At 63.5% G+C, this 26,952-nt stretch carries 22 protein-coding genes, 1 tRNA gene and 3 pseudogenes; 11 read left to right on the forward strand and 15 right to left on the reverse strand.

All coding sequences use genetic code 11. From position 1 onward, the window contains the following. Positions 1-264 precede the first annotated feature (264 nt). Positions 265-522: pseudogene (locus VQ044_RS18305) on the forward strand (transposase family protein); the annotation flags it as partial. Between the two features lie 190 nt (positions 523-712). On the opposite strand, the gene VQ044_RS18310 reads toward VQ044_RS18305, so the two are convergent. The 7 genes and pseudogenes from VQ044_RS18310 to VQ044_RS18340 all read right to left on the reverse strand — a co-directional run bounded on the left by VQ044_RS18310 (position 713) and on the right by VQ044_RS18340 (position 9,826). Further along, a complete protein-coding gene (locus VQ044_RS18310) occupies positions 713-3,160 on the reverse strand; it encodes a TOTE conflict system archaeo-eukaryotic primase domain-containing protein (RefSeq protein WP_327648658.1) in 2,448 nt (815 codons plus the stop codon). 46 nt (positions 3,161-3,206) lie between these two features. Continuing rightward, complete coding sequence (locus tag VQ044_RS18315; protein WP_327648656.1) at positions 3,207-4,430, reverse strand: DUF3644 domain-containing protein; 1,224 nt, start codon at positions 4,428-4,430, stop codon at positions 3,207-3,209. Beyond that, a pseudogene (locus VQ044_RS18320) lies at positions 4,405-5,235 on the reverse strand (restriction endonuclease subunit S); the annotation flags it as partial. The pseudogene VQ044_RS18320 and the gene VQ044_RS18315, both read right to left, overlap by 26 nt. 168 nt (positions 5,236-5,403) lie before the next feature. Next, positions 5,404-5,850, reverse strand: coding sequence for a restriction endonuclease subunit S (locus tag VQ044_RS18325; RefSeq protein WP_331827736.1), 447 nt, complete (start codon positions 5,848-5,850; stop codon positions 5,404-5,406). Continuing rightward, positions 5,847-7,472 (reverse strand): HsdM family class I SAM-dependent methyltransferase, encoded by a 1,626-nt coding sequence (locus VQ044_RS18330; protein WP_327648651.1) that lies wholly within the window; start codon positions 7,470-7,472, stop codon positions 5,847-5,849. The genes VQ044_RS18325 and VQ044_RS18330 overlap by 4 nt, the downstream gene beginning before the upstream one ends. A gap of 9 nt (positions 7,473-7,481) precedes the next feature. Continuing rightward, positions 7,482-9,629, reverse strand: a complete 2,148-nt coding sequence (locus VQ044_RS18335) for a DEAD/DEAH box helicase family protein (protein WP_331827737.1) — start codon at positions 9,627-9,629, stop codon at positions 7,482-7,484. Further along, positions 9,626-9,826, reverse strand: coding sequence for a type II toxin-antitoxin system prevent-host-death family antitoxin (locus VQ044_RS18340; protein ID WP_442872965.1), 201 nt, complete (start codon positions 9,824-9,826; stop codon positions 9,626-9,628). The genes VQ044_RS18335 and VQ044_RS18340 overlap by 4 nt, the downstream gene beginning before the upstream one ends. Positions 9,827-9,867: 41 nt before the next feature. Between VQ044_RS18340 and VQ044_RS18345 the strand changes: the two genes are divergently transcribed. The 4 genes and pseudogenes from VQ044_RS18345 to VQ044_RS25790 form a co-directional block, all read left to right on the forward strand. Next, positions 9,868-10,116: a hypothetical protein gene (locus tag VQ044_RS18345; protein WP_331827738.1), complete on the forward strand. Its 249-nt coding sequence runs from the start codon at positions 9,868-9,870 to the stop codon at positions 10,114-10,116. Positions 10,117-10,178: 62 nt separating this feature from the next. Then, the gene (locus VQ044_RS18350) at positions 10,179-10,403 is read left to right on the forward strand and encodes an antitoxin MazE family protein (RefSeq protein WP_327648649.1); all 225 of its coding nucleotides are present in this window, start codon (positions 10,179-10,181) and stop codon (positions 10,401-10,403) included. Then, positions 10,400-10,756 carry a type II toxin-antitoxin system PemK/MazF family toxin gene (locus VQ044_RS18355; RefSeq protein ID WP_327648648.1) on the forward strand — a complete coding sequence of 119 codons (357 nt, stop codon included), beginning with the start codon at positions 10,400-10,402 and terminating at the stop codon, positions 10,754-10,756. Before VQ044_RS18350 ends, VQ044_RS18355 begins: the two co-directional genes overlap by 4 nt. A 418-nt stretch (positions 10,757-11,174) precedes the next feature. Further along, positions 11,175-12,248 (forward strand): annotated as a pseudogene (locus VQ044_RS25790) (recombinase family protein); the annotation flags it as partial. 528 nt (positions 12,249-12,776) lie between these two features. Here the strand turns inward: VQ044_RS25790 and VQ044_RS18375 are convergent. The 7 genes from VQ044_RS18375 to VQ044_RS18405 form a co-directional block, all read right to left on the reverse strand. Next, a tRNA-Ser gene (locus tag VQ044_RS18375) sits at positions 12,777-12,866 on the reverse strand. A gap of 261 nt (positions 12,867-13,127) precedes the next feature. Beyond that, positions 13,128-13,859 carry a transcriptional repressor LexA gene (gene lexA, locus VQ044_RS18380; RefSeq protein WP_327622072.1) on the reverse strand — a complete coding sequence of 244 codons (732 nt, stop codon included), beginning with the start codon at positions 13,857-13,859 and terminating at the stop codon, positions 13,128-13,130. 43 nt (positions 13,860-13,902) lie between these two features. Next, positions 13,903-15,141 carry a molybdopterin molybdotransferase MoeA gene (locus VQ044_RS18385; protein ID WP_327648641.1) on the reverse strand — a complete coding sequence of 413 codons (1,239 nt, stop codon included), beginning with the start codon at positions 15,139-15,141 and terminating at the stop codon, positions 13,903-13,905. Further along, positions 15,138-15,635, reverse strand: a complete 498-nt coding sequence (gene moaC, locus VQ044_RS18390; RefSeq protein WP_327648640.1) for a cyclic pyranopterin monophosphate synthase MoaC — start codon at positions 15,633-15,635, stop codon at positions 15,138-15,140. Before moaC ends, VQ044_RS18385 begins: the two co-directional genes overlap by 4 nt. Next, positions 15,632-16,447: an indole-3-glycerol phosphate synthase TrpC gene (trpC, locus tag VQ044_RS18395; RefSeq protein ID WP_327648639.1), complete on the reverse strand. Its 816-nt coding sequence runs from the start codon at positions 16,445-16,447 to the stop codon at positions 15,632-15,634. Before trpC ends, moaC begins: the two co-directional genes overlap by 4 nt. Next, a complete protein-coding gene (trpD, locus tag VQ044_RS18400) occupies positions 16,444-17,475 on the reverse strand; it encodes an anthranilate phosphoribosyltransferase (RefSeq protein WP_327648637.1) in 1,032 nt (343 codons plus the stop codon). The genes trpC and trpD overlap by 4 nt, the downstream gene beginning before the upstream one ends. Further along, complete coding sequence (locus VQ044_RS18405; protein WP_327648636.1) at positions 17,472-19,361, reverse strand: peptidyl-prolyl cis-trans isomerase; 1,890 nt, start codon at positions 19,359-19,361, stop codon at positions 17,472-17,474. The genes trpD and VQ044_RS18405 overlap by 4 nt, the downstream gene beginning before the upstream one ends. Before the next feature lie 213 nt (positions 19,362-19,574). Between VQ044_RS18405 and tpiA the strand changes: the two genes are divergently transcribed. The 6 genes from tpiA to eno all read left to right on the forward strand — a co-directional run bounded on the left by tpiA (position 19,575) and on the right by eno (position 25,907). Beyond that, positions 19,575-20,333 (forward strand): triose-phosphate isomerase, encoded by a 759-nt coding sequence (tpiA, locus tag VQ044_RS18410; RefSeq protein ID WP_327622078.1) that lies wholly within the window; start codon positions 19,575-19,577, stop codon positions 20,331-20,333. A gap of 96 nt (positions 20,334-20,429) precedes the next feature. Next, complete coding sequence (gene secG / locus VQ044_RS18415) at positions 20,430-21,068, forward strand: preprotein translocase subunit SecG (RefSeq protein ID WP_327622079.1); 639 nt, start codon at positions 20,430-20,432, stop codon at positions 21,066-21,068. A 117-nt stretch (positions 21,069-21,185) separates the two neighbouring features. Further along, complete coding sequence (locus VQ044_RS18420; protein ID WP_327648635.1) at positions 21,186-22,814, forward strand: CTP synthase; 1,629 nt, start codon at positions 21,186-21,188, stop codon at positions 22,812-22,814. Next, on the forward strand, positions 22,811-23,713 hold the full coding sequence (locus VQ044_RS18425; RefSeq protein WP_327648633.1) for a VOC family protein: 903 nt from the start codon (positions 22,811-22,813) through the stop codon (positions 23,711-23,713). Before VQ044_RS18420 ends, VQ044_RS18425 begins: the two co-directional genes overlap by 4 nt. Further along, a complete protein-coding gene (gene kdsA / locus VQ044_RS18430; RefSeq protein WP_327648631.1) occupies positions 23,710-24,546 on the forward strand; it encodes a 3-deoxy-8-phosphooctulonate synthase in 837 nt (278 codons plus the stop codon). Before VQ044_RS18425 ends, kdsA begins: the two co-directional genes overlap by 4 nt. Positions 24,547-24,626: 80 nt before the next feature. Beyond that, positions 24,627-25,907 (forward strand): phosphopyruvate hydratase, encoded by a 1,281-nt coding sequence (eno, locus tag VQ044_RS18435; RefSeq protein WP_327648630.1) that lies wholly within the window; start codon positions 24,627-24,629, stop codon positions 25,905-25,907. 65 nt (positions 25,908-25,972) lie between these two features. On the opposite strand, the gene VQ044_RS18440 is transcribed toward eno, so the two are convergent. After that, the coding region (locus VQ044_RS18440; protein WP_442880684.1) for a formate/nitrite transporter family protein at positions 25,973-26,952 on the reverse strand (980 nt) is incomplete at its 5' end.

Here is a 26,952-nt window from a genome sequence, read left to right on the forward strand (position 1 = left end):
ATCTGGGGCATTACCATGTCGATACGTTACCTGCGCCCTCAAGGGTAAATTCCCGGGTGGTCGATGTCTCATCGTCATTGGCACGGAGGGCCAGCGCATCATGACAGCCATCATGTTGCGTTGACCGGTTGAACCCACCGGGTCTTTTTACGCTAAAGGCCAAGAAGCGTGGACCAGACCCGGAGCAATCGCTTGAAGGGAGGGGGGATTCCGGCACGGGGACTGCCGTGATTCATAGGAGACCTCGAATCTGTGAGGTTTCCGATGTCCGGCCGGTCGCTTTTGGATCAGGTCGCGGCCCTCGAAGACCCGCGTCAGACGTGGACGGTGATCCATCCCTTGCCGGAGATTCTGTTGATCGGGCTTTGTGGCACGATGGCAGGAGCGGAGGACTGCGTCGAGATTGAGGAATGGGCCGGCCAGAAGCTGGATTTCCTTAGGCGCTTTCTGCCTTTCGCGTGGGGCGTGCCCTCGCACGACACGCTCAACCACGTCATGAACGCCTTGTCGGCAATGCTTTTTCGCAGGATCCGACGGGGTGTGCCCATCCGCTGCTAGAAAATCAATGACTTAGGCGTGGCGGGCCACGCCCGACGATGATGAGCACTATTGCTACGCTATAGCACTATGATTGCAGTTGGTCCCACGCCTGTCTGCACCCGTACCTGCCCAACGAAGGAGCCTTTCTGGGCCACATTTGGCCGCGCCGCCTCTATTCGATGGTGTAGCCGAGCGCCCGATACCCGGCTCGTCGTTTTGCCGCCATTCGCGCAAGCATCGGCACCAGCTCATCGACGTAGTCGACGACGAGAACCTCGGTCTTCCCGTCATGCTGGCGGTGCAGACGACCAACATACTGAGCCAGCGTACCTTTCCAGGATATGGGCATCGTGAGGAAAAGCGTGTCGAGCCTTTGATCGTCGAAGCCCTCTCCAATATAGCGCCCCGTAGCAAGGATAAGCCGTTCCTGGTCATCGGCTACTTGTAGGGCAGCCTCAGCCGCCTTGCGTTCGCCGGCAGACATCCCGCCCCGAAGGACAACAAGATTGCGCACGAAGCGCGAAAAGCGCTTCTCGAGGTATTCGAGATGGTCCCTGCGCTCCGTCAGTAAGATAGGGGACCGCTTTGCTTCGAGAGCCTTCAGAACGTCGTCGAAGATCAGGTTGTTGCGCGGCTCGTCTTGCGCTATGGCCGCGTAGACCGCCGGCATGGAAGGGCGATCTGAGGCAGCCAAAGGCGGTGGCAACTGAAACTCCGTCGACCGATGCTTGGCGCGGTGATTGATCCCCCGCCCGGCGGCCTGCGTACGCGCATCAACGCGATGTCGAATAGAACCGCACTGCATAAAGATGATCGGATGGCGACCATCTTTTCGAGCTACGGTTGCCGATAGCCCGAGGACATACCGCGCCTTTGCCCGCCTAGCCACCAGTTCGAAGCTCGCCGCCGAGAGATGGTGGCATTCGTCGACGACAAGATGGCCGTAGTCCGCCACCAGGTCGGATACCTCGCCCTGACGCACGAGGCTCTGGATCAGCGCAACATCAATGATGCCGGTCGGCTTCCGGCGCCCACCACCAATGATGCCGATGTCCTTCGGATCGATATCGAGAAATGTCTTGAGGCGCTCCACCCATTGGGTGAGCAACTCGCGACGATGGACGAGAACAAGCGCATTACGTCCACGTTGTGCAATGAGCGAGGCAGCCACAACCGTCTTGCCGAAGGCCGTCGTCGCCGCGAGCACGCCATGGTCATGCGGCAGGAGGGCGTCGAATGCCTTGACCTGTGGGCCGTACAGCGTCCCCTGAAATCTCACCCGGCTTGGAAGCGGATTGCCGATCACCCTGAGGTCGTCCACCTCAACTTCGGCGCCCTCGCCTCGGATCAGCGCAACGGCTTCATCGAGGCACCCCCGTGGCAATCCAACATGACGCGCATGAAGTTCGGCGCAAGAGATGATCCGGGGCTTGCCGAAGGTCGGGAACCGCATGGATTGCGCGCGATAGAACTCGGGATTTTGGAAGGCTGCCAAACGTATGAGCCGTGCTGTCATCGCCGCCGGTAACTCGGTCCGGTCAATATAGAGCTGATCGGCAAACACGATTTTGATCTTGCTCGGCAGAGGAACGCTGATCGGACCAGCCTTTGGCCGCCGCGACGGCGTCATGCGCCACGGTTCGTCAGCATCCTCGTCTTCCACCGGCATCCGGACACCCAGAACACGGCCGCGCTTCTCTGCATCGGCAACAAGTTCCGATGCAGCATTGGCGGACAGCCGTGGCATCGCCGCCAGGAACGCCCATTGGTCGTCGTACGTGCGAAGGTCCTGGTCGATGAAGACGCTGTTCCCAAGCTCGCGTGCCCTGCGCTGCAAAGGCAAAGCGATCAGATTGCCGAAGCCGCCAACCGGCATAGTGTCCTGGCTTGGAAAGAAGCGATCATACGAGGAAAATCCTATTTCGGGGCGGCGCTCCATGGTCTCCGTCAACATAGCAGCGCCAAGCTGTCGTGCAGTGCGCGCCGGAACCGGCTCAGAGAAAAAAAGCCAGACATGACCACCATTACCGGATCGAGAACGCTCAAGGGCAGCAGGCACCCCTTTGGCGCGGCACGTTTCCACCATGGCCAACGCATCGGCCGCCCAATTCTCCTTGTCGAAATCGGCAACAAGAAACCAACAGGTCTCGTCTGGAAGCAGCGGATACACGCCTGCGACGAAGTCACCACCAGAGGGGCGAAGGCTGTCGCCGCCGCGCAGATGCTTTTCGATTATGTCGTCGGAAACCGGGATGAAGGCTTGATGAGGGCACTCGCCACATTTGACCTGGGGCTTGCCACATACTCCCTTGACCCACTCGTTCGCGCACGCGGGCGCATAGCCCGACTTGGCGGTCTTCCGGTTCTCCCATCGGACAGGAAAAACGTCAGGGCGACCCGCAAACAGACGCCGAAAGAGCGCGACCTTGTCGATCGCCGACGATGCCGTGGTTACCGTTGGCGTAGTCGAGGCAGCCGCCGACGGAAGATCGGCGGCTAAGGCATCGGCGCGACGACGTTCGATCTTCGCCAGCGAAGCCTCAAGTTCCGCGCGCTCGGCTTCCAGCACGACAAGCCTGGTCTGGATACGTGCGACTTCATCACGATCATCCGGGATCATCGTCCGTACGCCCCAGAAAGTGTGGTGGGTTCATGCGCCACCAACGTCAACCGCGGTCAGCCAGCACTGTCCGGTATTGGTCCGGATACTGTTTGCATTCCTCGCGCACGCGATTGAGCCAGGTTTCGTACCAGCACCATTGCTTGCCGACCGCGACCGCGCCATAGCCCTTCGTAGGGCTCTTAGCTTCAAGCCGCTTCCACAGCTTCGTGTGGCTGTCCATGGTGAAGCCGCCCCAGCCTTCTGCCACCATCGTGCTCACGATCTCGCTGGGCAGGTACTTCCGCTTCTCGACCTCCTTCAGGGCGAGATTGAATTTTTCCGCGATGTCCGATCCGGGCGGGACGAGTTCAACCGCAAGGTCGGCACCGGACGCGCGGTTCGCGGTCTTGTGGACCATGAAGACGCGGAAGGCAAAACGCGGATCGGCCTGTTGTTCGGGCGTCAACTGGCGCTCGAAGGCGTCCATCATCGTCTCGACATGGCGCGGCAGCGTCCCGGCCTTTTTCAGCAGCGCGCGCTGATCCGGGCTGAAGGTTACGAATTGCAGGGCGATCGGCAGGCGGCGTTCGAGGGCGTATTGCGCGCCGAACAGGCTCTTGATGGCGTCGTTGAAATTGATGCAGCAGGCTTGCAGCTTGGCGCTGACGGCATCGTCGATCCGGCTGGTCGAGCGGTGTTCGATCTCGTGCCGCAGGTCGAGCAGAAAGGCGAGATTGTCCTTGGTGCCCTGTTCTAAGGGACAGCGCGCGTGCTTGAGGCACTGGGACAGTTCCCAGTATTTTTCCGCGCCGCTCGGCGTCCTGACGACGATTTTCTCGCCGTTCTGATTCTTGGTATGGCGGTAATCGATGCCTTCGCGCTTGATCCATGCGTGGAGAAGATAGGTCCAAGCGATGACGGCGGTGACGATGAACAGTTCGGCGCGGAATGTCAGGCCACCGCTATTGAAGGTGTGGACGGCCGCGATCATTGCCTCGCGCGCCTTGATCAGCAGTTCGTCGCCGCGCAGCGACAGGCCGGTTTCCGCATCCACCTCCGGCCAGGATGCGATGAAACTGTCCAACTCCTCGGCGGTCGCGGCTTTCACAGCCGCATGTTTCTTCTTCGTCCTGATTTCGGCGACGGCGCGGTGATTGATCGAGCGCGAGGGCCGCGTGAAATAGGCGAGGATGTCCTGATCGTTGGGCCATTGCCCATCGGCGACCATGGCCTTGATGAGGGCAATCTCCCAGCGGTCGAGCTTATTGCCCCGCCTGCGCACCGGCATGGCCGTTCCCCTTTTGCGGCGGTTGACCAAACACCTCCGCCGACAGTCCGGCGGCCATGGCTTCGGCCTTGGCGGCAGCGGCGTCGAGATGACGCGCCAGCAGTTCGAGGTGGTGGACCTGTTCAGAAAAGGCAACTTGCAGTTCGAGTAGCGGGAGCGGAAACGAAAATCTCACAATCGCGCCCTGACTGATCTTGAACGTACCGTTGGTGGTTTTGGCCGCAGCATCAATTTGCGCCCGCAAATGGGCCGACGACCAAACTGCTGCCAGATATGCAGGTGTGATTTGGGACTCCATGACTCGCAGCGCGATCATGGTATCCGGAAACGCCACCCCCGGCATATTCGAAGATGGAAATGCACCTTGACCCACAAGATGACGATTTCCATTGCCGCGACAGATCAGAAACAATGACCGTGACACGGTCTGTTCCTCAGCAAGCGATGTGGCAAACGTGCTTTCTTTCCGCGCGCTCGCATCAAATGCTCCGCGTGTAATCGCGGATAGCGTCAGGACGTTTCCAATCACCTTCCCGGTTTTTGAGGGCGAGATACCATTGCGAAGCTCAACACCCCGAAGATCGCCGACCGTCACCACCGGCCATCCCTTGAGATTGGTCGCGGGGTCGCCGAAGGTGTCGAGGAAGAGGGCGGGGATGATGGCGCGGGCCTTGGCGCGGGCGGCGTCGGCGCGGCGCCTGATCTCCGCCGCCCGGTCCAACAACCCCACAATCCGCCGCTGCTCGTCAAGCGGCGGGAGGGGAATTCCAAGTTTCTTCAACGTCGATTTATTGATTTCCTTGAAGGTTGCTCCCGACGCTAAGAGTCCGTTTCAAAACTCTCTACCACGCAGTTCGGAATGAGATTTGGCCGCTGTCAGCGATGCAGTTTCGCCGGTTTCCTGCCCGTGGGGGTTATGCGGAGAAACTACGAACATCGGCTTTCCGGGGTTTCGAAACGGCCTCTAAATTGATTAAGGCGTCCCGCGACCATTCAAGCCAGTGAGCCAGATACTCTGGAAAGACACGGTCGCCACAAATGAAGNATTGATTAAGGCGTCCCGCGACCATTCAAGCCAGTGAGCCAGATACTCTGGAAAGACACGGTCGCCACAAATGAAGTTAGCAAAACCCTGATTTGTCGCCACAGGTATGGTGTTGATAGCCGTATAGCCGATAGTAGCCCGAGACGTGAGCAGGACAGACCTTGCAGGCAGAAGGCGGGCGCTACTATTTTTCAGGCCGACATCGGTGATCGTGTTCGCGCCGCCCTCAAGGTAGCGGCCATTTTTCTTCGTCACATCGGTAGGCGTTATCCAAGGGATATCGCCGCCGAAATACTCCGGGACAGCGCGGCTCGGTGTTCCACCGCCCACGATGTCGCAAATCTCCCCTAGCGGCGCATCAGGCCATCCGTTCACGCCGCCCGCTCCCCGAGTTCCGCCGCCAGCGCTTCGATATCGCCGAGGATCGCCGCCGTTTCGTCCCGCAATTCGGCTAGCAGTTCGCGCGGGTCGCGGTGCTCCGCCGCCTCGCGGCTTTCGGGCCGGTAGCGGGAGGCAGACAGGTTCCAGTCCTCGCCCTCGATGGTTGTGGCATTCGCGAACCACCAGTTTTCGGTCCAGGGCTTATCTGCATCGCGGGCCTGCCAGTCGGCCCACATCTCCGCGCGGCTGTTAAAGGCGGCGATCAGGCCCGGCAGATCGTCGGCCTCAATGGGCTGCTCGTGATTGGCGTCGAGCTTGAAGCCGTCATTGCTGGCGTGAAGGAACATCACCCGTTCCGTCCGCCCGCCCTTGGCGAAGACCAGCACCGAGGTCTTCACGCCCGAATAGGGCTGGAACACGCCGCCGGGCAGCGACAGCACCGCTTCCACCTGGTTGTTCTGCATCAGGATACGGCGCAGTTCCTTGTGCGCGCCGGTGGAGCCAAACAGTACGCCTTCGGGCACGACGACGCCGCAGCGGCCATTCGTGGTCAGGTTGTCGATCATATATTTAACGAACAGCAGTTCGGTCGCGGTGCTGGTGCCGATCCGCACGTCATCGACGATGCGGTCGCGGTCTAGACGGCCGGAAAAGGGCGGATTGGCCAGCACCACATCATAGCCATCGAGCGGCAGGCCCTTTTCCGCCTTCATTTGCCGGTCGAAGCTGGTTGTGAGCACGTTGCGCTTGAGGATGCGCACGTCGGGCAGGCCACGCAGCGCCAGGTTCATCGAGGCAAGACTGACCATTTTCGGATCGACATCGTTGCCGTAGAAGGTCGCGGTTTGCAGCTTGCGCCATTGCGACTGATTGAGCCGGTCGCCAAGCCCGCGTTCGAATGTCTTGCCTTCCAACTCCGCCACCTCACGACCGTTCGCAGAGGAATTGGCGAGGCGGATATGCTCATAGGCCGCGACCAGGAACCCGGCGGTGCCGGCGGCGGGGTCATAGACCGTTTCGCCGATTTTCGGGTCCACCAGATCGACGATGGCGCGGATGATGTGGCGTGGCGTGCGGAACTGGCCGAGTTCGCCAGCCTGTTTGATCTGGCGCAGCACATGCTCAAACAGATCGCCCTTCGTATCAGGGTCCGACTGTTCCAGCCGCAACTCGTTCACCAGCGTCACGATCTGGGTGAGCACGGTCGGCTCGTCGATGGCCAGCCGGGCCTGCGCCATGAAGCTCATGCCGAAGGCGTCGCCGATGGTGGCGAAGAATGGAAACACCTCGTCGCGCACGAAAGTGACGAGCTGTTCGCCGGACATGGCGTTCGCCCAGGACGACCAGCGCATCCGCTCGCGCGGCACCGTCTCGACGCCCTTGGTGGGCGCGTTCAACGGATTGCGCAACGTCCAGTCGCCCGTGAAGAGGGAGGCATAGTCCCGACCGGTGGCCTTGGCCTGCCTTACATTCGAGGCGTCCAGCCCCTCAATCATGTAGAAAAAGAACAGGAAACTGAGCTGTTCGGCATTCGACAGCGGATCGGGATAGCCGCCGCCATAAAGATAATCGCGGATCTGATCGACCTTGCGGCGCATGTCGGGGGTGAAGGGCATGGTCGGCCTTTAACTGAGGGGTTTGTCGGACCGGGACGGATCGACTTCAGCCGCGCCCGACGAAGCGATGCCAAACACAGCGCTGTTCATGGTGGAGAGAATGCGCTCCAGCTCCGCCTCGCCGCCGAAGACGGCACGGGCGCGCTCGAAACCGCCATTCATCGATAGCGGTGGGGAATCGAAGCGCCAGCTCTCGAAGAGCGTCAAGTCGCGTGCGTTCGCCTTGATCTGCTCCTTGATGAGATGCAGCAGGCGGAGTTGATCAGAGTTGAAAACCTGCCCGTTCAACCAAGTCTCGAAGGCCGCGCCGAGCGCTTCCGCCTTGGCCTCATCGACATCGAGGAATGCGTGTCCGGTCTCATCGACCGTGACCCATTCGCGCGTCGCCGGATCGATCTCGTCATGCAGGTCGAGCGTCAGCATCCGGCGCGGTTGGCCTTCCGGCTTGATTGCCGGGCGCACGACGACAACGCCGCCCTCGCCGGGGCTTTCGTCATCGCCGTGGCGCAGCGTGACGCCGGTGAAGTCCCACATGGTGAAGCGGTCTTTGCCGGGCGAAAGGCGCGTGCCGCGTCCGCGCATCTGTTGATAGAGGATCGAGCTGTGGGTGAACCGCGCCATGACGAGATTGCGCACGTCCGGGCAATCGAACCCGGTATCCAGCATATTCACGCTGACCAGGATTTGCGGGAATTCCTCTTTCTTGAAGCGCTTGATCTTGGCCGGCCCATCGACGCTGTCGTCCGCACCCAAACCGGAGACGACGAAATCCGCGTAGCGTGTCGTGGGGCTTGGCTTCTTGTCAGCGAACGCCTCATCGAACATGCGGGCGAGCGTTTCGGCATGACGTTTGGTGACCGCGAAGACGATGGTTTTGCCCCAATCGGGCGCGCGGCGAATACCGCTGGGGCCTGTATAGCCATTCTCCAGAATGTCGCGGAACTCGCGTACCATGGCCCGGTTGCGCTCGGGAACCGTGAACTTTCGTTCGAGCGCCGATGGATCGACCATCAGCGGGTCACGGTCGGCGAACAGGGCTTCCAGCTCGGTGCGGGTCGCGCTATCGAGCGCCTCCCAATCAATGTCGCTCCGCGCAACAGGGAAGCCTTCGGTCGCCGCCGTGCGTGCCGTCATGGCGCGATAAATCTCGTATGGAACGAGGTGGCCGTCCGCGATCGCTTCGGCCATTCCATAGCTGTAGGTCGGGCGGCCAACCTCGAAAAAACGCAGCGTGTCACGGATCGACGCGCGGTCTTCGTCGTCCACGTTCGGCGCATCCTGCATGACGCACGGTGTGGCCGTCAGGCCGATCTTGATGCCGTCGAAATGGTCAAGCGCGCGTCGCCATTTGCCATAGATGCTGCGGTGGCACTCATCGATGACGATCATGTCGAAATAGCCGGACGAGTATTTTTCGTACTCATTCACCAATGTCTGCAACGTGACGATGGTGACGCGCTTTTCGTCCTGGAATCTGCGGCCAGTGCGCGGAACGCGGTAGCATGGAAGATGCGGAAGATGTTCGGCGAACGCGTCTTCGGTCTGGATCGCGAGCGTGTTCCTGTCCACGACGAACAGCGCGCGGGTTGTCCAGTTTGCTTCAAAAAGGCGCTTCAACAATGCGGCTGCCGTGCGAGTCTTGCCCGTACCTGTCGCCATCTCGACGAGCATTTTCCGCCGCCCGTTGACGATCTCCCGGCAGACCGTTTCGATGCAGGCGGTTTGATGCAACCTGCCGCCGCCACCCGCGATCCGGCTATCAATCGGAATGTCGAGCGGACTGCGCCGAATGTCTCGCGCCGCTTTTCGGCGGGCCAGATCGTCTTGGCTGAAAACGGTTTCAACCTTGCGGAAATGCGCGTCCTGATCCTTGTCGCGGAACCAGATTTCCTCCCCGTTCGAGAGGAATATGAACGGCACGCCCAGCAAATCGGCGTAACGCTGACCTTGGGCTTCGCCAGCACTTACACTGACGCTTGTGCTCTTCGCTTCGAGCACGGCCAGCGCGCGCCCTTGACGGTCGAACAGCGCGTAGTCCGCGCGTCCGCCATCATCAAGCGGATACTCATACCGGACACTGCGGCCGTCGGTGAGACGCCACTCCGTATCTTTCAGAAGCTGATCAATCTTGATTCGGGCGAAGGCTTCATTGGTCACAGTTTCGACGCCCCCCTGACCGGTTCAACGGGCTTCCCGGTTCGCTCTCTGCGTTCGGAAAGTCGCTCATATTCCTCCACGGAAATAACCATCACCACGCCGCGCCCATGCTTTTCGATCAGCACCGGTTCTGCCCGCGCCGTGTCAATCATCAGGCCGAAAGCGTTCTTTGCCTCGCGAGCCGACATGGTTTTCATGGCCGAATCCTGTAGCATCGATTTGCGCTATTAAGGACGTAATGGCTCTTTTTGCAAAAGGGTTCTGCTTCGTCCCGGAATTGGGCGTGGGGGGCGAAATCGTGCGATATGGAAGACGGCAAGATAAAAGCGCCATGCTCGCCGTCGTCCAAGTCTTTGACTTGGCTTGGCTTTTGGCGTGCCGGTCGGTCGAGGGCAGTGCCGCTGATCGCATTTTCTCTAATGATTACAATGCAATTTCCGGCACTGTGGCCTTTTCGACTTCTGTCACTCCCTGCCGTCCCGGCTGAAACCCCTTCCTCTTTCCAGCTCGCCATGTTAAGTTACATGTAACTGTTGATGGAGGCAGAACATGGCATCGACATCGGGCGCAAAGCCTTCGCGGGTGAAGGTGATGGAGCATCGGGAGCGACTGCGGGCGCAGGGTCTGCGTCCTATCCAGATTTGGGTGCCGGATGTGCGGGCCTCGTCGTTCAAATCGGAGGCCCATCGCCAGTCGCTGGCCGTGGCGGTGAGCGATCACGCCCGCGACGATCAGGCGTTCATCGACGCCGTGTCCGATTGGGGCGATGAATGAGGCGCGGCGACATCTGGACGGTCTCTGGCGGCAAGGATTACGCGGGCAAGCCGCGCCCCGTCGCCATCGTGCAAGACGACAGTTTCGACGCGACGGATTCCATCACCATCTGCGCCTTCACCACGGACGAGACCGAGGCTCCGCTGTTCCGGCTGCTGGTCGAACCGAACGAGCGCAATGGGCTGCGTTCTCTCTCCCGGCTGATGGTGGACAAGATCACCACGGTTCCGAAATCGAAAGTCGGTTCGCAGGTCGGGCGGCTCGATGACGAAGACGTGCTGCGGCTCAATCAGGCCGTGATGGTGTTCCTCGGTCTGGCCGTCTCGCCAAGGGTCAGCCGGAAAGGGGAATAAGGATGGGTGAGCGCGTCGGCATAGTCTATCATCGGCGTGCCGAAAGCGCCGCCTCTGTCCTGTCTTTGCGCGCCACGGTGCTTCGCGTGGCGTGGCGCAGGTTCGGGTCGTTCAGTTTGCCTCGCGCCCGCGCGATCCTGTTGGCATGTCCAGACCGTGCGCCCCTCGCTGCAAGAACCGTCGCGGGCGTGCCGGAAGCGGCGCGCTGCCGCCCGACCTCCATGACTACGCCAACATGCCGGAACCCCGCGTCGGGCGTCCGGTCAAACACGATCTCTCGACATGGACCGTCACCGACGACTGGTCGGAGCATATTCCGGTCACAGTCGCCGAAGTCGATCTGTTCGAGGCGTGGTTCGGCGACCTTTTCGACGACCTGTTCGGACCGTGCCGATGATTTGACAAGGAGATGCCTGCCATGACCGTTCCGCTGCGCGCCGCCCTTTACCTGCGTGTCTCGACGGCGCGGCAGGCCGAGCATGATGTCTCCATCCCCGATCAGCGCAAGCAGGGCGAAACCTACTGTGCCACGCGGGGCTATCAGCTTGTCGATACCTTCGTGGAAATGGGCGCATCGGCGACCAATGACCGCCGCCCGGAGTTCCAGCGGATGATTGAGGCGGGCACCAGCAAGCCCGCGCCGTTCGATGTGGTGGTCGTCCACTCATTCAGCCGGTTTTTCCGCGATCACTTCGAGCTGGAGTTCTATGTCCGCAAGCTGGCGAAGAATGGCGTCAAGCTGATCTCCATCACCCAGGAGATGGGCGACGATCCGATGCACGTCATGATGCGGCAGATCATGGCGCTGTTCGACGAGTATCAATCAAAGGAGAACGCCAAGCACGTCCTGCGCGCCCTGAAGGAGAATGCACGGCAGGGCTTCTGGAACGGCTCCTTGCCGCCCATCGGCTACCGCGTCGTCGCGGCCGAGCAGCGCGGGGCCAAGATCAAGAAGAAGCTGGAGATCGATCCGCTGCACGCCGACACGGTGCGGCTGATTTACCGGCTTGCCCTTGAAGGCGACGGCACGTCTGGGCCGATGGGCGTGAAGGCCATCGTCAACCACCTCAACCAGCGCCGCATCTTCACCCGTGACGGCGGGCGCTGGGGCATCGGCCAGCTTCACCGCATCCTGACCCGCAAGACCTATATCGGCGAGCATGAGTTCAATAAGCGATCCAAGGCCAAGGAGATCAAACCGGCCAGCGAAGTGATCATGGTGCCCGTTCCGCCGCTGATCCCGCGCGAGACGTTCGATGCGGTGCAGGCGCATCTTCGGTCACGCAATCCCAAGGTCATGCCAGCGCGCGTGGTCAGCGGCCCGACGCTCCTGACCGGCATCTGTTTTTGCGCCGACTGCGGCGGGGCGATGACGCTGAGGACCGGCAAGGGCGGGCGCTATCGCTATTACACATGCTCGATCAAGGCGCGGCAGGGCGAGACCGGCTGCAAGGGCCGCTCGATCCCGATGGGCAAGCTCGACACCTTGGTTGCGGATCATCTGGAGAAGCGCCTGCTTCAACCCGAGCGGCTGGAACAGGTCCTCGCCACCGTCCTCGACCGCCGTCAGGACCGTTCTGACCGCCGCCGCGAACATATCGCTGAACTGAACAAACGCGCCGCTGAAACCGATCTGCGGCTGAAGCGGCTGTATGACGCCATCGAATCGGGCGTGGCTGATCTGGACGATCCGGCGCTGAAGGACCGCATCACCGGCCTCAAGGCGATTCGCGATCAGGCGAGAGCCGATGCCGACCGCGCGCAGGCCCTGTTGGAAAGCTCAGGCCAGAAGGCGATTACGCCGCAGATGGTCCGCAAGTTCGCCCAAACGGCCAGGGAGCGGATGCGCCTCGACGGAGGCGGCTATCGCCGCGATCACCTGCGGGCGCTGGCCCAAAGGGTCGAGGTCGCTGAAGGCGAAGTGCGCATCATGGGATCGAAGGGAGATTTGCTCAGAACGCTCGCCGCCGCATCCGGCGTAAAATCGGCCACGCACGGCGTGCCCGGTTCTGTTCTGAAGTGGCGGAGAGGAAGGGATTCGAACCCTCGATACGGTCTCCCGTATACTCCCTTAGCAGGGGAGCGCCTTCGACCACTCGGCCACCTCTCCGAGGACGCAGATACCTGCGCGACGGGCCCGGTGCAAGGGAGGCAAGAAGAAAACCCGGTGAACATGATCGAAAGGCACCCCGCGGCCATTCAAACCGGACACCGCGAAACCTCGCCCCGACCCGGGAACGATCCACACGCGCTTCCTTCGCGGCGCCGTCACGGCTCTGCGCGGCGCGGCCTGGTTCGCGGCTCAAGCAGCAGCTGGCACAGGTCGAAAAGTTGGCTCCGCGGGATCGGTTGCCAACTGTCGGTCCGGCCTTCAGTATTTGCGGATGAGCCCGACCAGCCGGCCCTGAACCTTGACCCGCTCGGAGCCGAAGATCCGCGTTTCATAAGCCGGATTGGCAGCCTCCAGCGCAATCGTATTGCCGCGCCGGCGAAACCGCTTCAGCGTCGCTTCCTCCTCGTCGACCAGCGCGACAACGATCTCCCCGGGCGTCGCCGTGTCGGCGCGGCGAATCACCACCGTGTCGCCGTCGAGGATTCCGGCTTCGATCATCGAATCGCCCTTGACTTCCAGCGCATAATGCTCGCCGCCGCCAAGCATATCCGGCGGCACGGCGAGGGAATGGGTGGTGTGCTGGATCGCCGAAATGGGAACGCCCGCCGCGATCCGGCCCATGACCGGAATCGAGACTGTGGCCGGTTCAGGCGGTCTCGTCGTCGCGCGTCGGGAAATCGGCTCAGACGTCTTGCGTGCCGCGTCGCGGCTTCCTTCGATCACGCTCGGCGTAAACCCGGCGTGGCCGACGGGGGCAGGGCGGTCCTTCTGCATCGCTTCGGGCAGCTTGAGGATCTCCAGCGCTCGCGCGCGATTGGGCAGGCGCCGAATGAAGCCCCGCTCCTCAAGCGCGGTAATCAGGCGATGAATGCCGGATTTTGAGCGAAGCTCCAGCGCGTCCTTCATCTCGTCGAAGGAGGGAGGCACCCCGCTATCCCTCAGCCGTTCGTGAATGAACGACAAAAGGTCGTGCTGCTTGCGTGTCAGCATCGAGGCGACTCCCTAAAACAAAACCTGAACAAACCTATCTGTTCTAGTTGTGTTCCGCAAGACCCTTCCATTCGTCGAGCACAACGTAGCGGCAAGCCTCGCCCGCACTGGCCGGAGCCGCCGAAGGAGCCCGCACGAGCAGCGCGTCGGCCTGCGCGTAGGTGGACAGGAGGGAGGAATCCTGGCGGGGCAGCGGAATGACCCGGATGACGCCGTCTTCTCGAACCTCCAGCCGCGACCGGACGAAGTCGGTCCGCAGGCCATTTTCAGGCATCGGCGCACCGAGCAGCCCATGCCGGTAGAGCTGGCGATCGGGAAGGCCTGCCAACCGGCGCACCAATGGAACCAGGAACAACCTCGCCGCGACCATGGAGGAGGCCGGATTGCCCGGCAGTCCGACGATCGTCAGATCGCCGAGCCGCCCCGCCATCAATGGCTTGCCGGGGCGCATCGCGACCTTCCAGAAGTCGAGTCCGACGCCGCGGTTGGCGAACACCTTGCCGACCAGATCGTGATCGCCAACCGACGCCCCGCCGATCGTGACGAAGACATCCGCCCGGTCCCGGATGGAATCGCTCAGGCGCGCGTCGATCGTGGCGACGTCGTCGCCAGCGATCCCGCAGTCGATCGCATCGCCGCCGGCCGCTACCACCATCGCCGCGACGCCGAACGGGTTGGAGGCGACCAACTGCGAGGGACCGAGCGGCTCGCCGGGCAGCACGAGTTCGTCGCCGGTTGCGAGGATGGCCACCTTCGGCCGCGCCAGCACCGTCAGCGCGGGGTAGCCGCAGCTTGCCGCAAGCGCGATGGCGCCGGGCGTGAGCAGGGCGCCGCGGGTCAACAACGTCTCGCCCGCAGCGAAATCGATACCGGCTGCCCGGATGAATTGGCCGGGTTCAAGCGAAACCGTCGGCCGCACGGTGCCGTCGACCTCAACGCGGGCGTCTTCCTGGATCAGGATCGCATTCGCGCCATGCGGCACTGGTGCCCCGGTGAAGATTCGCACCGCTTCACCGATTCCCACCTTACCGTCGAAGGCGCGCCCGGCGGCGGATTCGCCGACGACCCGCAGGGCCTCGAACGGCGACTGCGCGTCCTCAGCCCGGACGGCGTAGCCGTCCATGGCCGAGGCATCGAAGGATGGCTGGGTGCGGCGGGCCAGGACGTCCTCGGCCAGGAGGCGTCCGGCCGCTTGCAGTAACGGCAACTGCTCGGTGCGGGTGAGGGGCACCGCACTCCCCACCAATCGTCGATAGGCTTCCTCGACGGGAAGCAGACTCATGACCCGGCCGCCGTGAAGTCGCCGGAACGGCCGCCGGACTTCGACAGCAGCCGGATGCCGGACACCCGCATCGAGCGATCCACCGCCTTGGCCATGTCGTAGATCGTCAGACAAGCGACGGAGACCGCCGTGAGCGCCTCCATTTCGACGCCGGTCTTGCCGCTGACCTTGGCCAACGCCGTGACGCGCAGACCGGGCAGGGTCGCATCCGGCGTTATCTCGACGCCAATCTTCTCAAGCATCAGCGGATGGCAAAGCGGAATCAGTTCGTGCGTCCGCTTGGCCGCCATGATTCCAGCGATCCGCGCAATGCCGATGACGTCGCCCTTCTTGGCCTCGCCGGCGAGAATCAGGTCCAGCGTCGCCGGCTGCATGGCGACGAAACCCTCGGCTTCTGCGACCCGAACGCTGTCGGCCTTGTCGCCGACATCGACCATCGAGGCAGCGCCAGCCGCGTCGAGATGGGTGAGCCCGGATTGCTTGGTGTCGGTCATGACAAGGCCCCCAATTGGCGGGTCGCGCCGAGCAGCACGCGCGTCGCCGCCTCCACATCGGCTTGGCGCATTAGGCTTTCTCCGACGAGGACGGTGCGGATGCCCCGATCGGCGAGGCGCAGGCAGTCGGCATGGGTGAAGATGCCGCTTTCGCCGACGAGAATCCGGTCGTCCGGCACCAGCGCCGCCAGTCTCTCGGCCGTCGCCAGGCTGGTCTCGAAGGTCCGCAAATTGCGATTGTTGATGCCGATCAGCGGCGTGCGGAGCTTCAGCGCACGCTCGGCTTCGGCTTCGTCATGGATCTCGACCAGGATGTCGAGGCCGTAGTGCTCGGCGGCAGATTCCAGATCGCGCGCCAGCGTATCGTCGACGGCGGCCATGATGATCAGAATCGCGTCCGCGCCCCAGGCGCGCGCTTCGGCCACCTGATAGGTGTCGAACAGGAAATCCTTGCGCAGCGCCGGCAGCGCGGTCGCCGCACGAGCCGCCGTCAGATAGGCGGGCGCACCCTGAAACGAGGGCGTATCGGTGAGGACGCTGAGGCATGTCGCGCCCCCGCGCTCATACGCCGCAGCGAGAGCAGGCGGATCGAAATCCTCGCGGATCACGCCCTTCGAGGGACTGGCCTTCTTCACTTCCGCGATGAGTGCTAGCCGACCCTCGGCGTGCCGAGCCCGGATCGCCGCCGCAAATCCTCTCGGCGCATCCGAGGGATCGATCGTGGCTTCGAGATCGGCGAGCGGCATGCGCTGTTTGGCAGCGGCGATCTCGTCGCGCTTGTAGGCTTCGATTCGCTCAAGGATGTCACTCATGCGGACGCCTCGCCGAACTTGCGCGTTGCTGCCGCCAGGCGCTCCAGGGCGGCACGCGCCAGGCCGCTGTCGATCGCATCGGCTGCCATTGCGACGCCGCCGCGAATATCCTCAGCCTTGCCGGCCATCATCAGGGCGCCGGCACTATTGAGCAAGACGATGTCGCGGTAGGCGTTTTTCGCGCCGCCGAGCACTGCGGTCAGCGCCGCGGCGTTTGCCGCCGCGTCCCCGCCCTTGATTTCGGCAAGGGGCAAACGCCGCAACCCGGCGTCCTCCGGCTCGACGCTGAAGGTGCGGATCTCGCCGTCATGGAGGGCAGCAACCGCGGTCGTCCCCGAAACGGTCATTTCGTCGAGCCCGTCACCATGCACGACCCAGGCGGATTCGGTCCCCAATTCGCGCAGCGTCTCCGCAAGCGGCAGCAGCCATTGTGGCGAGAACACTCCAACCAGCAGCTTCTTCACGCCCGCCGGGTTCGACATCGGTCCGAGCAGGTTGAAGATCGTCCGGGTGCCGAGCTCGACCCGGCTGGGACCAACGAAGCGCATCGCGGCGTGATGCGTCGGAGCGAACATGAAGCAGAGGCCGGCATCGGCGAGCACCCGCGAGATCGCATCCGGCTTCAGGTCAACGTCGACCCCGAGCGCGGCCAGCACGTCCGCCGCACCTGATTTCGAGGACAGGGCCCGGTTGCCGTGCTTGGCGACGACGAGACCGCACCCGGCGAGGACGAGGGCCGAGCATGTCGAAACGTTCAGCGTGCCGGCGTGATCGCCGCCAGTGCCGACGATGTCGATGGCGTCCGGCGGCGCCGCGACCCGCGACATGTTGGCGCGCATGACCGAGACGGCACCCGCCATCTCGTCGACGGTCTCGCCGCGCACGCGGAGCGCCATCAGGAAGCCGCCGATCTGCGAGGGCGTCGCTTCGCCGGACATCATCACCGCGAAGGCGGCCTCCGCCTCGGATCGCGTCAGGGACTGACCGTCCGCGACCTTGGCGATGAAAGGTTTCAGACTTTGGCTCACCGGACGATCGCCTTGGCGTTTTCGATGGCGGCCGGACTGACGCTGAGCGGCGTGTCGTTTTGCAGGAGTGTCACGTAGCTCTGCAGGAGATCGTTTTCGAAGATACCCTTCAACTGCTGGCGCTCCTCCGCCGCGACGTTCGCGGCCGGATCGGCGGGAGGGGCGATTTCGGTAACCTTCAGGACAACCTGTGAGCCCGACTCGCGGCCGCGCGCCGTGGTGATCGTTCCATCGCCACCGGAGAACGCCGCGGCGACGCCGACCTGACCCAGAACGGCCGCGCCGGACTGACGCGTGATCGACGCCGCCGTCTGCTTGCGCAGGCCCGCTTCCGCCGCCACGTCGTCCATGCTCTTGCCGCTCTCGAGTTCGGCCTTCAAGGCATTGGCTTTTTCGCTCAAGAGTCGCTGGGTCTCATCGTTTTTCCAGTCGGCGAGCACGCGGTCGCGTGCTTCGTCGAATGTGCGGTCGCGCGCCGGGTCGATACTGACGACGTCGTAGAAGACATAGCTGTTCGATTCGAAGTTGATCGGCACATTGTCGAATCCCGGCTCGGTCTCGAAGGCGCCGGCCAGAAGCTCCTTCGCCGCCGGAAGCTCCGCTACCGGCGCGCCGTCGGGACCGTTGCCCTGGCTGTCGACCGCCGGAACGGTTTCGGCCGCAATGCCCGCGGCCTTGGCCGCCTCGGCGAAGCTGGCGCCACCGGCGCGCGTATCCTCGAAGGCATTGTAGGCGCTTGCGGCGGTGTCGTTCGCCGCGACGAGCGCCAGAGCCTTGCGAATCTCGTCCGAGACCTCGTCGAGCGGACTCACACCCACCGGCTGGATTTTTGAAACGCGCAGGATCGCCGGGCCGAAGGCGCCGGCCACAACGTCTGATATCGCCCCTTCGCCCAGGGAAAACGCCGCGTCGGAGATCTTCGCGTCGGGAATTTCAGATTTGGATACCAAGCCGAGGTCGGTGTCTTCGACGGTCCGTCCGGCCTGCTTGGCGACCTCTTCGAAGCTGGCACCGCCGTCCAGCTTGGCCTTGGCTGTGTCGGCGGCAGCCTTGTCGGCGAAGACGATCTGCTGGACCTGGCGCCGCTCCGGTGTGGTATAGCGCTCCTTGCTCTGCTCGTAGTCCGCCTTCACCTGCTCGTCGGTGATCGTCGCCGGATCACTCAGCACTTCCGGCGTCAGCGTGGCGTACGCGAGGGAGCGATATTCGGGCGCGGCGTATTTCGCCTTGTTCTCCTCGAAATAGGCCGTCAGCACGTCGTCCGACGCATCGGCGACCGGTGGCACCGTCGAGGGGGACATGCTGATATAATCGACCGTCCGGCGCTCGCCATTGTAGAGGCCCAGCGCCGTTTCGAACGTTACTGGCGTATTGCCGCCCTGCGAAATCGCCTCGACGATCTGGCTGCGAATGGCGGCGTCTTCCTGGCTGCGGATATAGTCGCGCTCCCGGATACGGGCGTTGGAAAGGACCGCCTGAAACGCATTGCGCGAGAAATTTCCCGAGGCGTCCTGAAACGAGGGGTCGTCCGCGATCAGACGCGCCAGACGCTCCTCCGACAGGCCAAGGCCGATGCGACGACCCTGTTCGTCGAGCATGGCGCCGGCGACGAGCTGGCTGAGGACGCCTTGGTCGATGCCGAACAATTGGGACTCTTCCGCGGTCGGACGGCGGCCGATCTGCTGGGTCAGACGGGCTTGGGCTCGGTTGTAGGCCAGAGCGTAATCCTCCAGCGAAACCTCGGTCTTGCCAGCTGTCAGCACCGTCGTCGCCGTATCGCCGCGAAATACGTCGCCAATACCCCAGGCGGCGAAGCTGACGACGAGCAGGGCAAGGAGGATCTTCGCGGTCCACCCGGAAATGCTGCCTCGCAGTGTATTGAGCATCGTCGTCTCCCTTCGCCCGCTCGACTTTCGCGGCGGCGAAGCGAAGCAGGGCATCCATCGTTCTCAGGCCTTAATAGGAAACAGCGCGGGGCGGGCGCAAGCAGGCTGGACGATTGATTTCTCGGCTCCCTCGCATATTGCCGACCGACGATGATAGGTATGCGCCATCAGGTCCGCGCCCTCCGCGCACCGCTCCAGGGAGTAAATGTCGACATGAAGCCACGGCCACTGATCGCGGGTAACTGGAAGATGAACGGGCAGTTGTCGGCATTGACGGAACTGAAGAGCATCGCGGACGCTGCCGGCCACGGGCTCGCCGACCGCCGCGACCTGCTGATCTGTCCGCCGGCGACGATCCTGTCCGCCAGTCGCGGGGTCCTGGGTGAGAATGTCGCGGTCGGAGGGCAGGACTGCCATCCGGCGGAAAGCGGTGCCCACACCGGCGACATCTCCGCCGCGATGCTGAAGGATATCGGGGCGCGTTACGTCATCGTCGGTCATTCGGAACGCCGCGCCGATCACGGCGAATCGGACGCGCTGGTTCGCGCAAAAGCGGAAGCGGCCATGAAGGCGGGGCTGGTCGCGGTGATCTGCGTGGGCGAGACCGAGGCGGAACGCGAGGCCGACCAGACGCTGGAGGTCCTCGGGGCGCAACTGGCCGGCTCTCTACCGGACGGATTGACCGGCGAGACCGCGGTCGTCGCCTACGAGCCTGTCTGGGCGATCGGAACCGGACGCACGCCGACGGTCGCCGACGTGAAACAGGTTCACGATTTCATTCGCAAGACCCTGTCGGATCGCTTTGGCGAAGCTGTCGCCTCGGCTGTGCGAATCCTTTACGGTGGATCTGTCAAACCTGCGAACGCGGCCGAGCTTCTGGCTGTCGACAATGTCGATGGGGCGCTTGTCGGCGGCGCGAGCTTGAAGGCGTCCGACTTCATCGCGATATGCGAGGCCGTCGTCGTTTCCTGATCAAAATGGCGGTGAAACACCGAAACCGGTTGGAAAGCCGGCCGCGCTTCTGTAGAAGGCGCGCAATTCCTAAAATCGACGCGCTGCGAAAGTCCAATGGAAACAATTCTTATCGTCATCCACTTGATGATCGTCATCGCGCTCGTCATCGTAGTGCTGTTGCAACGATCCGAGGGCGGGGCCTTGGGTATCGGCGGCGGTGGCGGCGGCTTGATGTCGGCCCGTGGCGCCGCCAATGCGCTGACCCGCACGACCGGCATTCTGGCGGCGGCTTTTTTCCTCACCTCGCTGTCGCTCGGGATTCTCGCCCGTTATGGCGGCCAGCCGACCGACATTCTCGATCGCTTGCCGACCACTCAGGGTGGCTCGGATCAAGGCGGCAGCCTATTGGATCAGCTGGGCGCACTGCCGGAGCAGGAGGGAGCGTCCGGCAACGCCGATCAGGCGCCGCAGGCGGACGCCGCCGCAACGGACGTGACGCCATCGGATCCAAACGCACCGAGCGCCGCACCATCCATGCCGGAGAACGCCACCGGAACGGCCGTACCGCAATCGGCTCCGGCCGAAGACGCGTCCACGTCGGCTGCCACCCCGGCGCCGCAGATTCCGGCCAATCCGGCTCCCACTGCGCCGAATGCCGCCGAGGACCCGACGGTTCCGCCGGTGGAGGCACCGCCGGCTGGTGTCGAACGGCCGGTCGAGAGCGGCACGTCGCCGTCCGGAACCGCCCAGTAGCATTCACGCACCGTTTGCGGTCGTCATCATCGGGGCGCCTTCGGGCGCCCCGTCCAGTTTCGGCATGGCCGAAAAGTGACTGGCAGAATCAGACCGGTCGAGATATCGGGAAAGCCCATGGCGCGATATATCTTCATCACCGGCGGCGTGGTCTCCTCACTCGGTAAAGGAATTGCATCGGCGGCGCTCGGCGCGCTGTTGCAGGCCCGCGGCTACCGGGTGCGGCTGCGCAAGCTCGATCCCTATCTGAATGTCGATCCAGGCACGATGAGCCCGACCCAGCACGGCGAGGTGTTCGTAACCGACGACGGCGCCGAGACCGATCTCGATCTCGGCCATTACGAGCGTTTTACCGGGCGATCGGCTAACCGGATGGACAACATCACCACTGGCCGAATCTACCAGGATATCATCGCCAAGGAACGGCGCGGCGACTATCTCGGCGCCACGGTCCAGGTCATTCCCCACGTCACCGACGCCATCAAGGAATTCGTTCTCGACGGCAACGAGGACTTCGATTTCGTGCTGTGCGAGATCGGCGGCACGGTCGGCGATATCGAGGCGCTGCCGTTCTTCGAGGCGATCCGGCAGCTCGGCAACGACCTGCCGCGCGGCGGCGCGGTCTATGTCCACCTGACGCTGATGCCGTACATCCCGACGGCTGGTGAACTGAAGACCAAACCGACCCAGCATTCGGTGCGCGAGCTGCGCGCCATCGGCATTCAGCCGGACATCTTGCTGGTGCGCGCCGACCGGCCGATCCCGGCCGAGGAACGGCGCAAGATGAGCCTGTTCTGCAATGTTCGGGAAACGGCGGTCATCCAGGCGCTCGATGTCGCCACGATCTACGACGTGCCGATCGCCTATCACCACGAAGGGCTGGACACGGAAGTGCTCGCTGCATTCGGCATCGATCCGGCGCCGAAACCGCAATTGCAGCGCTGGCATCAGGTCGTCGACGGGATTCGCAATCCCGAGGGCGAGGTGACTATTGCCGTCGTCGGCAAATACACCGGCTTGAAGGACGCTTACAAATCCCTGATCGAGGCGCTGCAGCACGGCGGCATCGCCAACCGGGTCCGCGTCAAGCTCGACTGGATCGAGGCGGAGGTTTTCGAAGAGGAGGATCCGGCCCCCTATCTGGAGCGGGTGAACGGCATCCTGGTGCCCGGCGGGTTCGGCGAGCGCGGGGCGGAGGGCAAGATCGCCGCCGCCCGCTTCGCGCGCGAACGAGGCGTGCCGTATTTCGGCATCTGCTTCGGCATGCAGATGGCGGTGATCGAGGCCGCGCGGACCTTGGCCGGGATCGAGAAGGCGGGCTCGACCGAATTCGGTGAGACGAGCGAGCCGGTCGTCGGCCTGATGACCGAATGGCTGAAGGGCAACGAACTGGAACAGCGCGCCGCCCAGGGTGACCTTGGCGGCACCATGCGGCTCGGCTCCTACAAGGCGAGCCTCAAGAGCGGCTCCAGAATCGCCGCGATCTACGGCGACACCGATATCGAGGAGCGGCACCGTCACCGCTACGAGGTCAACCGCGCCTACCGCGAAGCGCTGGAAGCGGCCGGTATGAGCTTCGCCGGCATGTCGCCTGACGGCCTTCTGCCGGAGACGGTGGAACTGGCCGACCATCCCTGGTTCATCGGCGTGCAGTACCACCCGGAACTGAAATCCCGGCCGTTCGAGCCGCACCCGCTGTTCGCCAGCTTCATCGCCGCGGCGGTCGAGCAGAGCCGGCTGGTGTGACCGGCGGAATTCGCGACGACCGCGCGGGGCGGGCCCTCGATCACGTCGTCCTTCCGTTCGAGTCCCTGGACGAGGCCCGCCGTCTCTTCACGGCGCTCGGCTTCACCGTCGCGCCCGATGCCGTCCATCCCTTCGGAACCGGCAACGCTTGCGTGTTCTTTGCCGACGGCACCTATCTCGAGCCGCTGGCGATCGCCGACCCGGCGGCCTACGAAGCCGCGAAGTCCGCGGGCAACCTATTCGTCGCGCGCGATGCCGGCTTTCGGTCCCGCCATGGCCTGCCGTCGATCTCGGCCATCGCCTTTCGCTCGGCCGACGCGCTGGGCGACCGGGCCGCGCTGGCAGAGAAGCGGCTTGCCGAGGCCGAACTGGTCGAGTTTTCGCGGAATTTTCGGACACCCGCAGGCGAGGATGCGTCGGTGTCGTTCCGCCTGGCCTTCGCCTGCGCCGAACCCGACTCGCATGTCCACTTCTTCTTCTGCCAGCCACTGCATACTAAGGCGCCGGACCGCTCCACACTGACCCGACACCCGAATGGTGTGTCCGGTCTCGCGCGCATCGTCCTGTCGGACTGTCCGCCAGACAAATCACGCGAACTGCTGGCGACCGTGTCGGATTCTCGCGCGGACGAAGGCAGTCATGAGGGGCTATGTTTCGAACTCGCCAACACCACGCTCCATGTCCTTTCCGACGCGTTATTGGTCGAAGACTATGGGGTGAAGCAGAACGTGTCGGGCGAACTACGTGTTTGCGGCCTTGTGCTGAACGTCGCGGACATGGCCGCAACCCGTGCCTGTCTTGCCGCCGGCGGCCATTCGTCCGAGATGACCGGCGACCGCCTCGTCGTCCCGTTCGGCAAGGACGGCGGCTTCATCGCATTCGAGGAATCGCCCGCATGACCGCACCCAACAGTACCGTCTCCGCCAAGGGCGTCCGTTTCTCGCAGACTCTGCCAGTCGCGTTGATCGCCGGCCCCTGCCAGATGGAAAGCCGCGACCACGCGTTGATGATCGCCGAGACGATGAAAAAGATCACCGGCGATCTCGGCATCGGCTACGTCTTCAAGGCGAGCTTCGACAAGGCGAACCGCACCAGCCTCGCCGGCAAGCGCGGCATCGGGCTGTCCGAAGCCCTGCCGGTGTTCGAGGAGATCGCCCGTACCTTCGGCCTGCCGGTGTTGACCGACGTCCATACCGAGGAGCAGTGCCGCGAAGTCGGCGCGGTGTGCGATATCCTGCAGATCCCGGCGTTTCTCTGCCGCCAGACCGATCTGTTGATCGCCGCGGCGAAGACCGGCCGCGTCGTCAATATCAAGAAGGGCCAGTTCCTGGCGCCCTGGGACATGAAGAACGTCCTTACGAAGGTGACCGACAGCGGCAATCCGAACGTGCTCCTGACCGAGCGCGGCGTCTCCTTCGGCTACAATACGTTGGTGTCGGATTTTCGGGCGCTGCCGATCATGGCGGAGATGGGCGCGCCGGTGATCTTCGACGCGACCCATTCGGTGCAGCAGCCGGGCGGGCAGGGCGGCTCATCGGGCGGCGACCGCCGCTTCGTCGAGACCCTGGCACGGGCGGCTGTCGCGGTCGGTGTCGCCGGGCTGTTCATCGAGACCCATGAGGACCCGGACAACGCCCCATCGGACGGGCCGAACATGGTGCCGCTCGATCGAATGCCGGACTTGCTGAAGCGGTTGCAGGCGCTCGACGCGGTGGCGAAGGCCTTCGGCTAAGACCGGCGGGAAAACGGTTCACGCCCGAGCCGTCGTGGTCTAAAAGCCCTCCAAAGCGACCTAGCAACTGGAGTGGGCCCATGACCGCCATCGTCGATATCATCGGACGTGAAATTCTCGACAGCCGGGGCAATCCGACGGTCGAGGTCGACGTCCTTCTCGAAGACGGTTCGATGGGCCGCGCCGCGGTTCCCTCCGGCGCTTCCACCGGCGCCCACGAGGCCGTGGAGCTGCGCGACGGCGGCTCGCGCTATCTTGGCAAGGGCGTCGAGAAGGCGGTCGCGGCGGTGAACGGCGAAATTCTCGAGGCGATCGGTGGTCTCGAGGCCGAGGACCAGATGCGTATCGACGCGGCGATGCGCTCCCTCGACGGAACCAAGAACAAGAGCCGGCTCGGCGCCAACGCCATCCTCGGCGTCTCGCTCGCCGTCGCCAAGGCCGCGGCCGACGCCTCCGGCCTGCCGCTCTATCGCTATGTCGGCGGTGCCTCGGCTCATGTCCTGCCGGTGCCGATGATGAACATCATCAATGGCGGCGCCCATGCTGACAATCCGATCGACTTCCAGGAATTCATGATCATGCCGGTCGGCGCGGAGCGCTTCGGGGAGGCGCTGCGGATGGGCGCGGAGGTGTTCCATACCCTCAAGAAGATGCTGAAAGAGGCCGGTCACAACACCAATGTCGGCGACGAGGGCGGCTTCGCACCGGGTCTGGCCTCGGCCAAGGACGGGCTCGACTTCGTCATGAAGGCGATCGAGAAGGCCGGCTACAAGCCGGGCGAGGACATGTTCCTGGCGCTCGATTGCGCCGCGACGGAGTTCTTCAAGAACGATGTCTACGATCTGGAAGGCGAGGGGCGGAAGCTGTCGCCCACCGACATGGCGGCCTATCTCGCCGAACTCGCGGGCGCCTATCCGATCATCTCGATCGAGGACGGCATGGGCGAGGACGACTGGAGCGGCTGGAAGGCCCTGACGGGCCAGATCGGCGAGACGGTCCAACTCGTCGGCGACGATCTCTTCGTGACCAATTCCGAGCGCCTGCGCGAGGGGATCGACAAGGGCGTCGCCAATTCGATCCTCGTGAAGGTGAATCAGATCGGAACCTTGTCGGAGACGCTCGACGCCGTCAGCGTCGCCCATCGCGCCGGCTATAGCGCGGTGATGTCGCACCGCTCCGGCGAGACCGAGGATTCGACCATCGCCGACCTGGCGGTCGCGACCAATTGCGGGCAGATCAAGACCGGATCGCTGGCGCGTTCGGACCGGCTCGCCAAGTACAACCAGCTGCTGCGGATCGAGGAGGAATTGGGCGATCAGGGCGTCTATGCCGGTCGCTCGATCTTGCGCCGGCGCGGCTGAACCGCCTGCCGCCTCCAGGACGGCCAGATCGGCACCGGCGGGCAAGGTCCGCCGGTGCCGTTTTTTCATCTTTTCTTCTCGTCCAGCTCCTCGGCGACCTGACCATAGCTGATCAGCGCGAACAGCGTGGCGCCGCCCAGGATGTTGCCGATGAGGGCCGGGACATAGAAGCCGATGACCGCATCGACGAACGACAGGTGACCGGAAAAGACCAGGGCCATCGCCTCGACTGATCCCGCCACCACATGAGACAGGTGAAACAGCGCGATGAGGTAGGTCAGGAGCGCGATCACCAGGAAGCTGGATTTATCCGCCGACGGCAATAGCCAGACCACCGTCGCCATCAGCCAGCCTGCGGCAATTCCGCGCAGCAGTGTATGACCGAAACCCGGTTCCATGGCTTCCTGCGAAATTTCGATCGCGGCCTTGGCGATGTCCGGCAAATTAAGGACATCAAAGGCGATCGCCGCGCCAAAGATGGTCGTTCCCACCATGTTGGCGGCAAAAACGATGAGCCAGAGGCGGGCGATCGCCAGGTGGCCGCGCCAGCTCGGCCGGGCCAGGACAGGCAGCGTGGCGGTCAGGGTGATTTCGGTGAACAGCTGCTGACGTCCGAGAATGACGATCAGGAAGCCGACCGCGTAGCCCCAGGAATCGATCAGCGGGCGCCAGTCCGTATCGGGCAGGTTGGCGCGGATCGCCGCTTGCGCAAAGACCGAAAAGCCGATCGACAGCCCGGCCGCGAGGCCCGACCACCAAAGGCTGCTGGTCGGGCGCGACAGTTCGTCTTCGCCTTCCTGGCGAACCAACTCGTAGACGGCGACCGGCCGCAATTTCAGCCTGTCCTCGATTTGATGCCGCTCGCTGTGGCTCAGCGGCGAGCCTTCGTCCTCGAGCCGTTGTTCGGTCACGTCTTTCGCTTGCCGGGGCTTGTCGGATGCCCCCTGCTTGCCCTGAGCTATGGCTGAAAATGGGTGATGGGGCCTGAGAAGGCGGCGTATCGTGGCGGGTTCTGAAGCCTGCCAGAACCTCCCGAAGGAGCGAT

The sequence above is a fragment of the Aurantimonas sp. C2-5-R2 genome, assembly GCF_036549495.1.
Classification (GTDB): domain Bacteria; phylum Pseudomonadota; class Alphaproteobacteria; order Rhizobiales; family Rhizobiaceae; genus Aurantimonas; species Aurantimonas coralicida_A.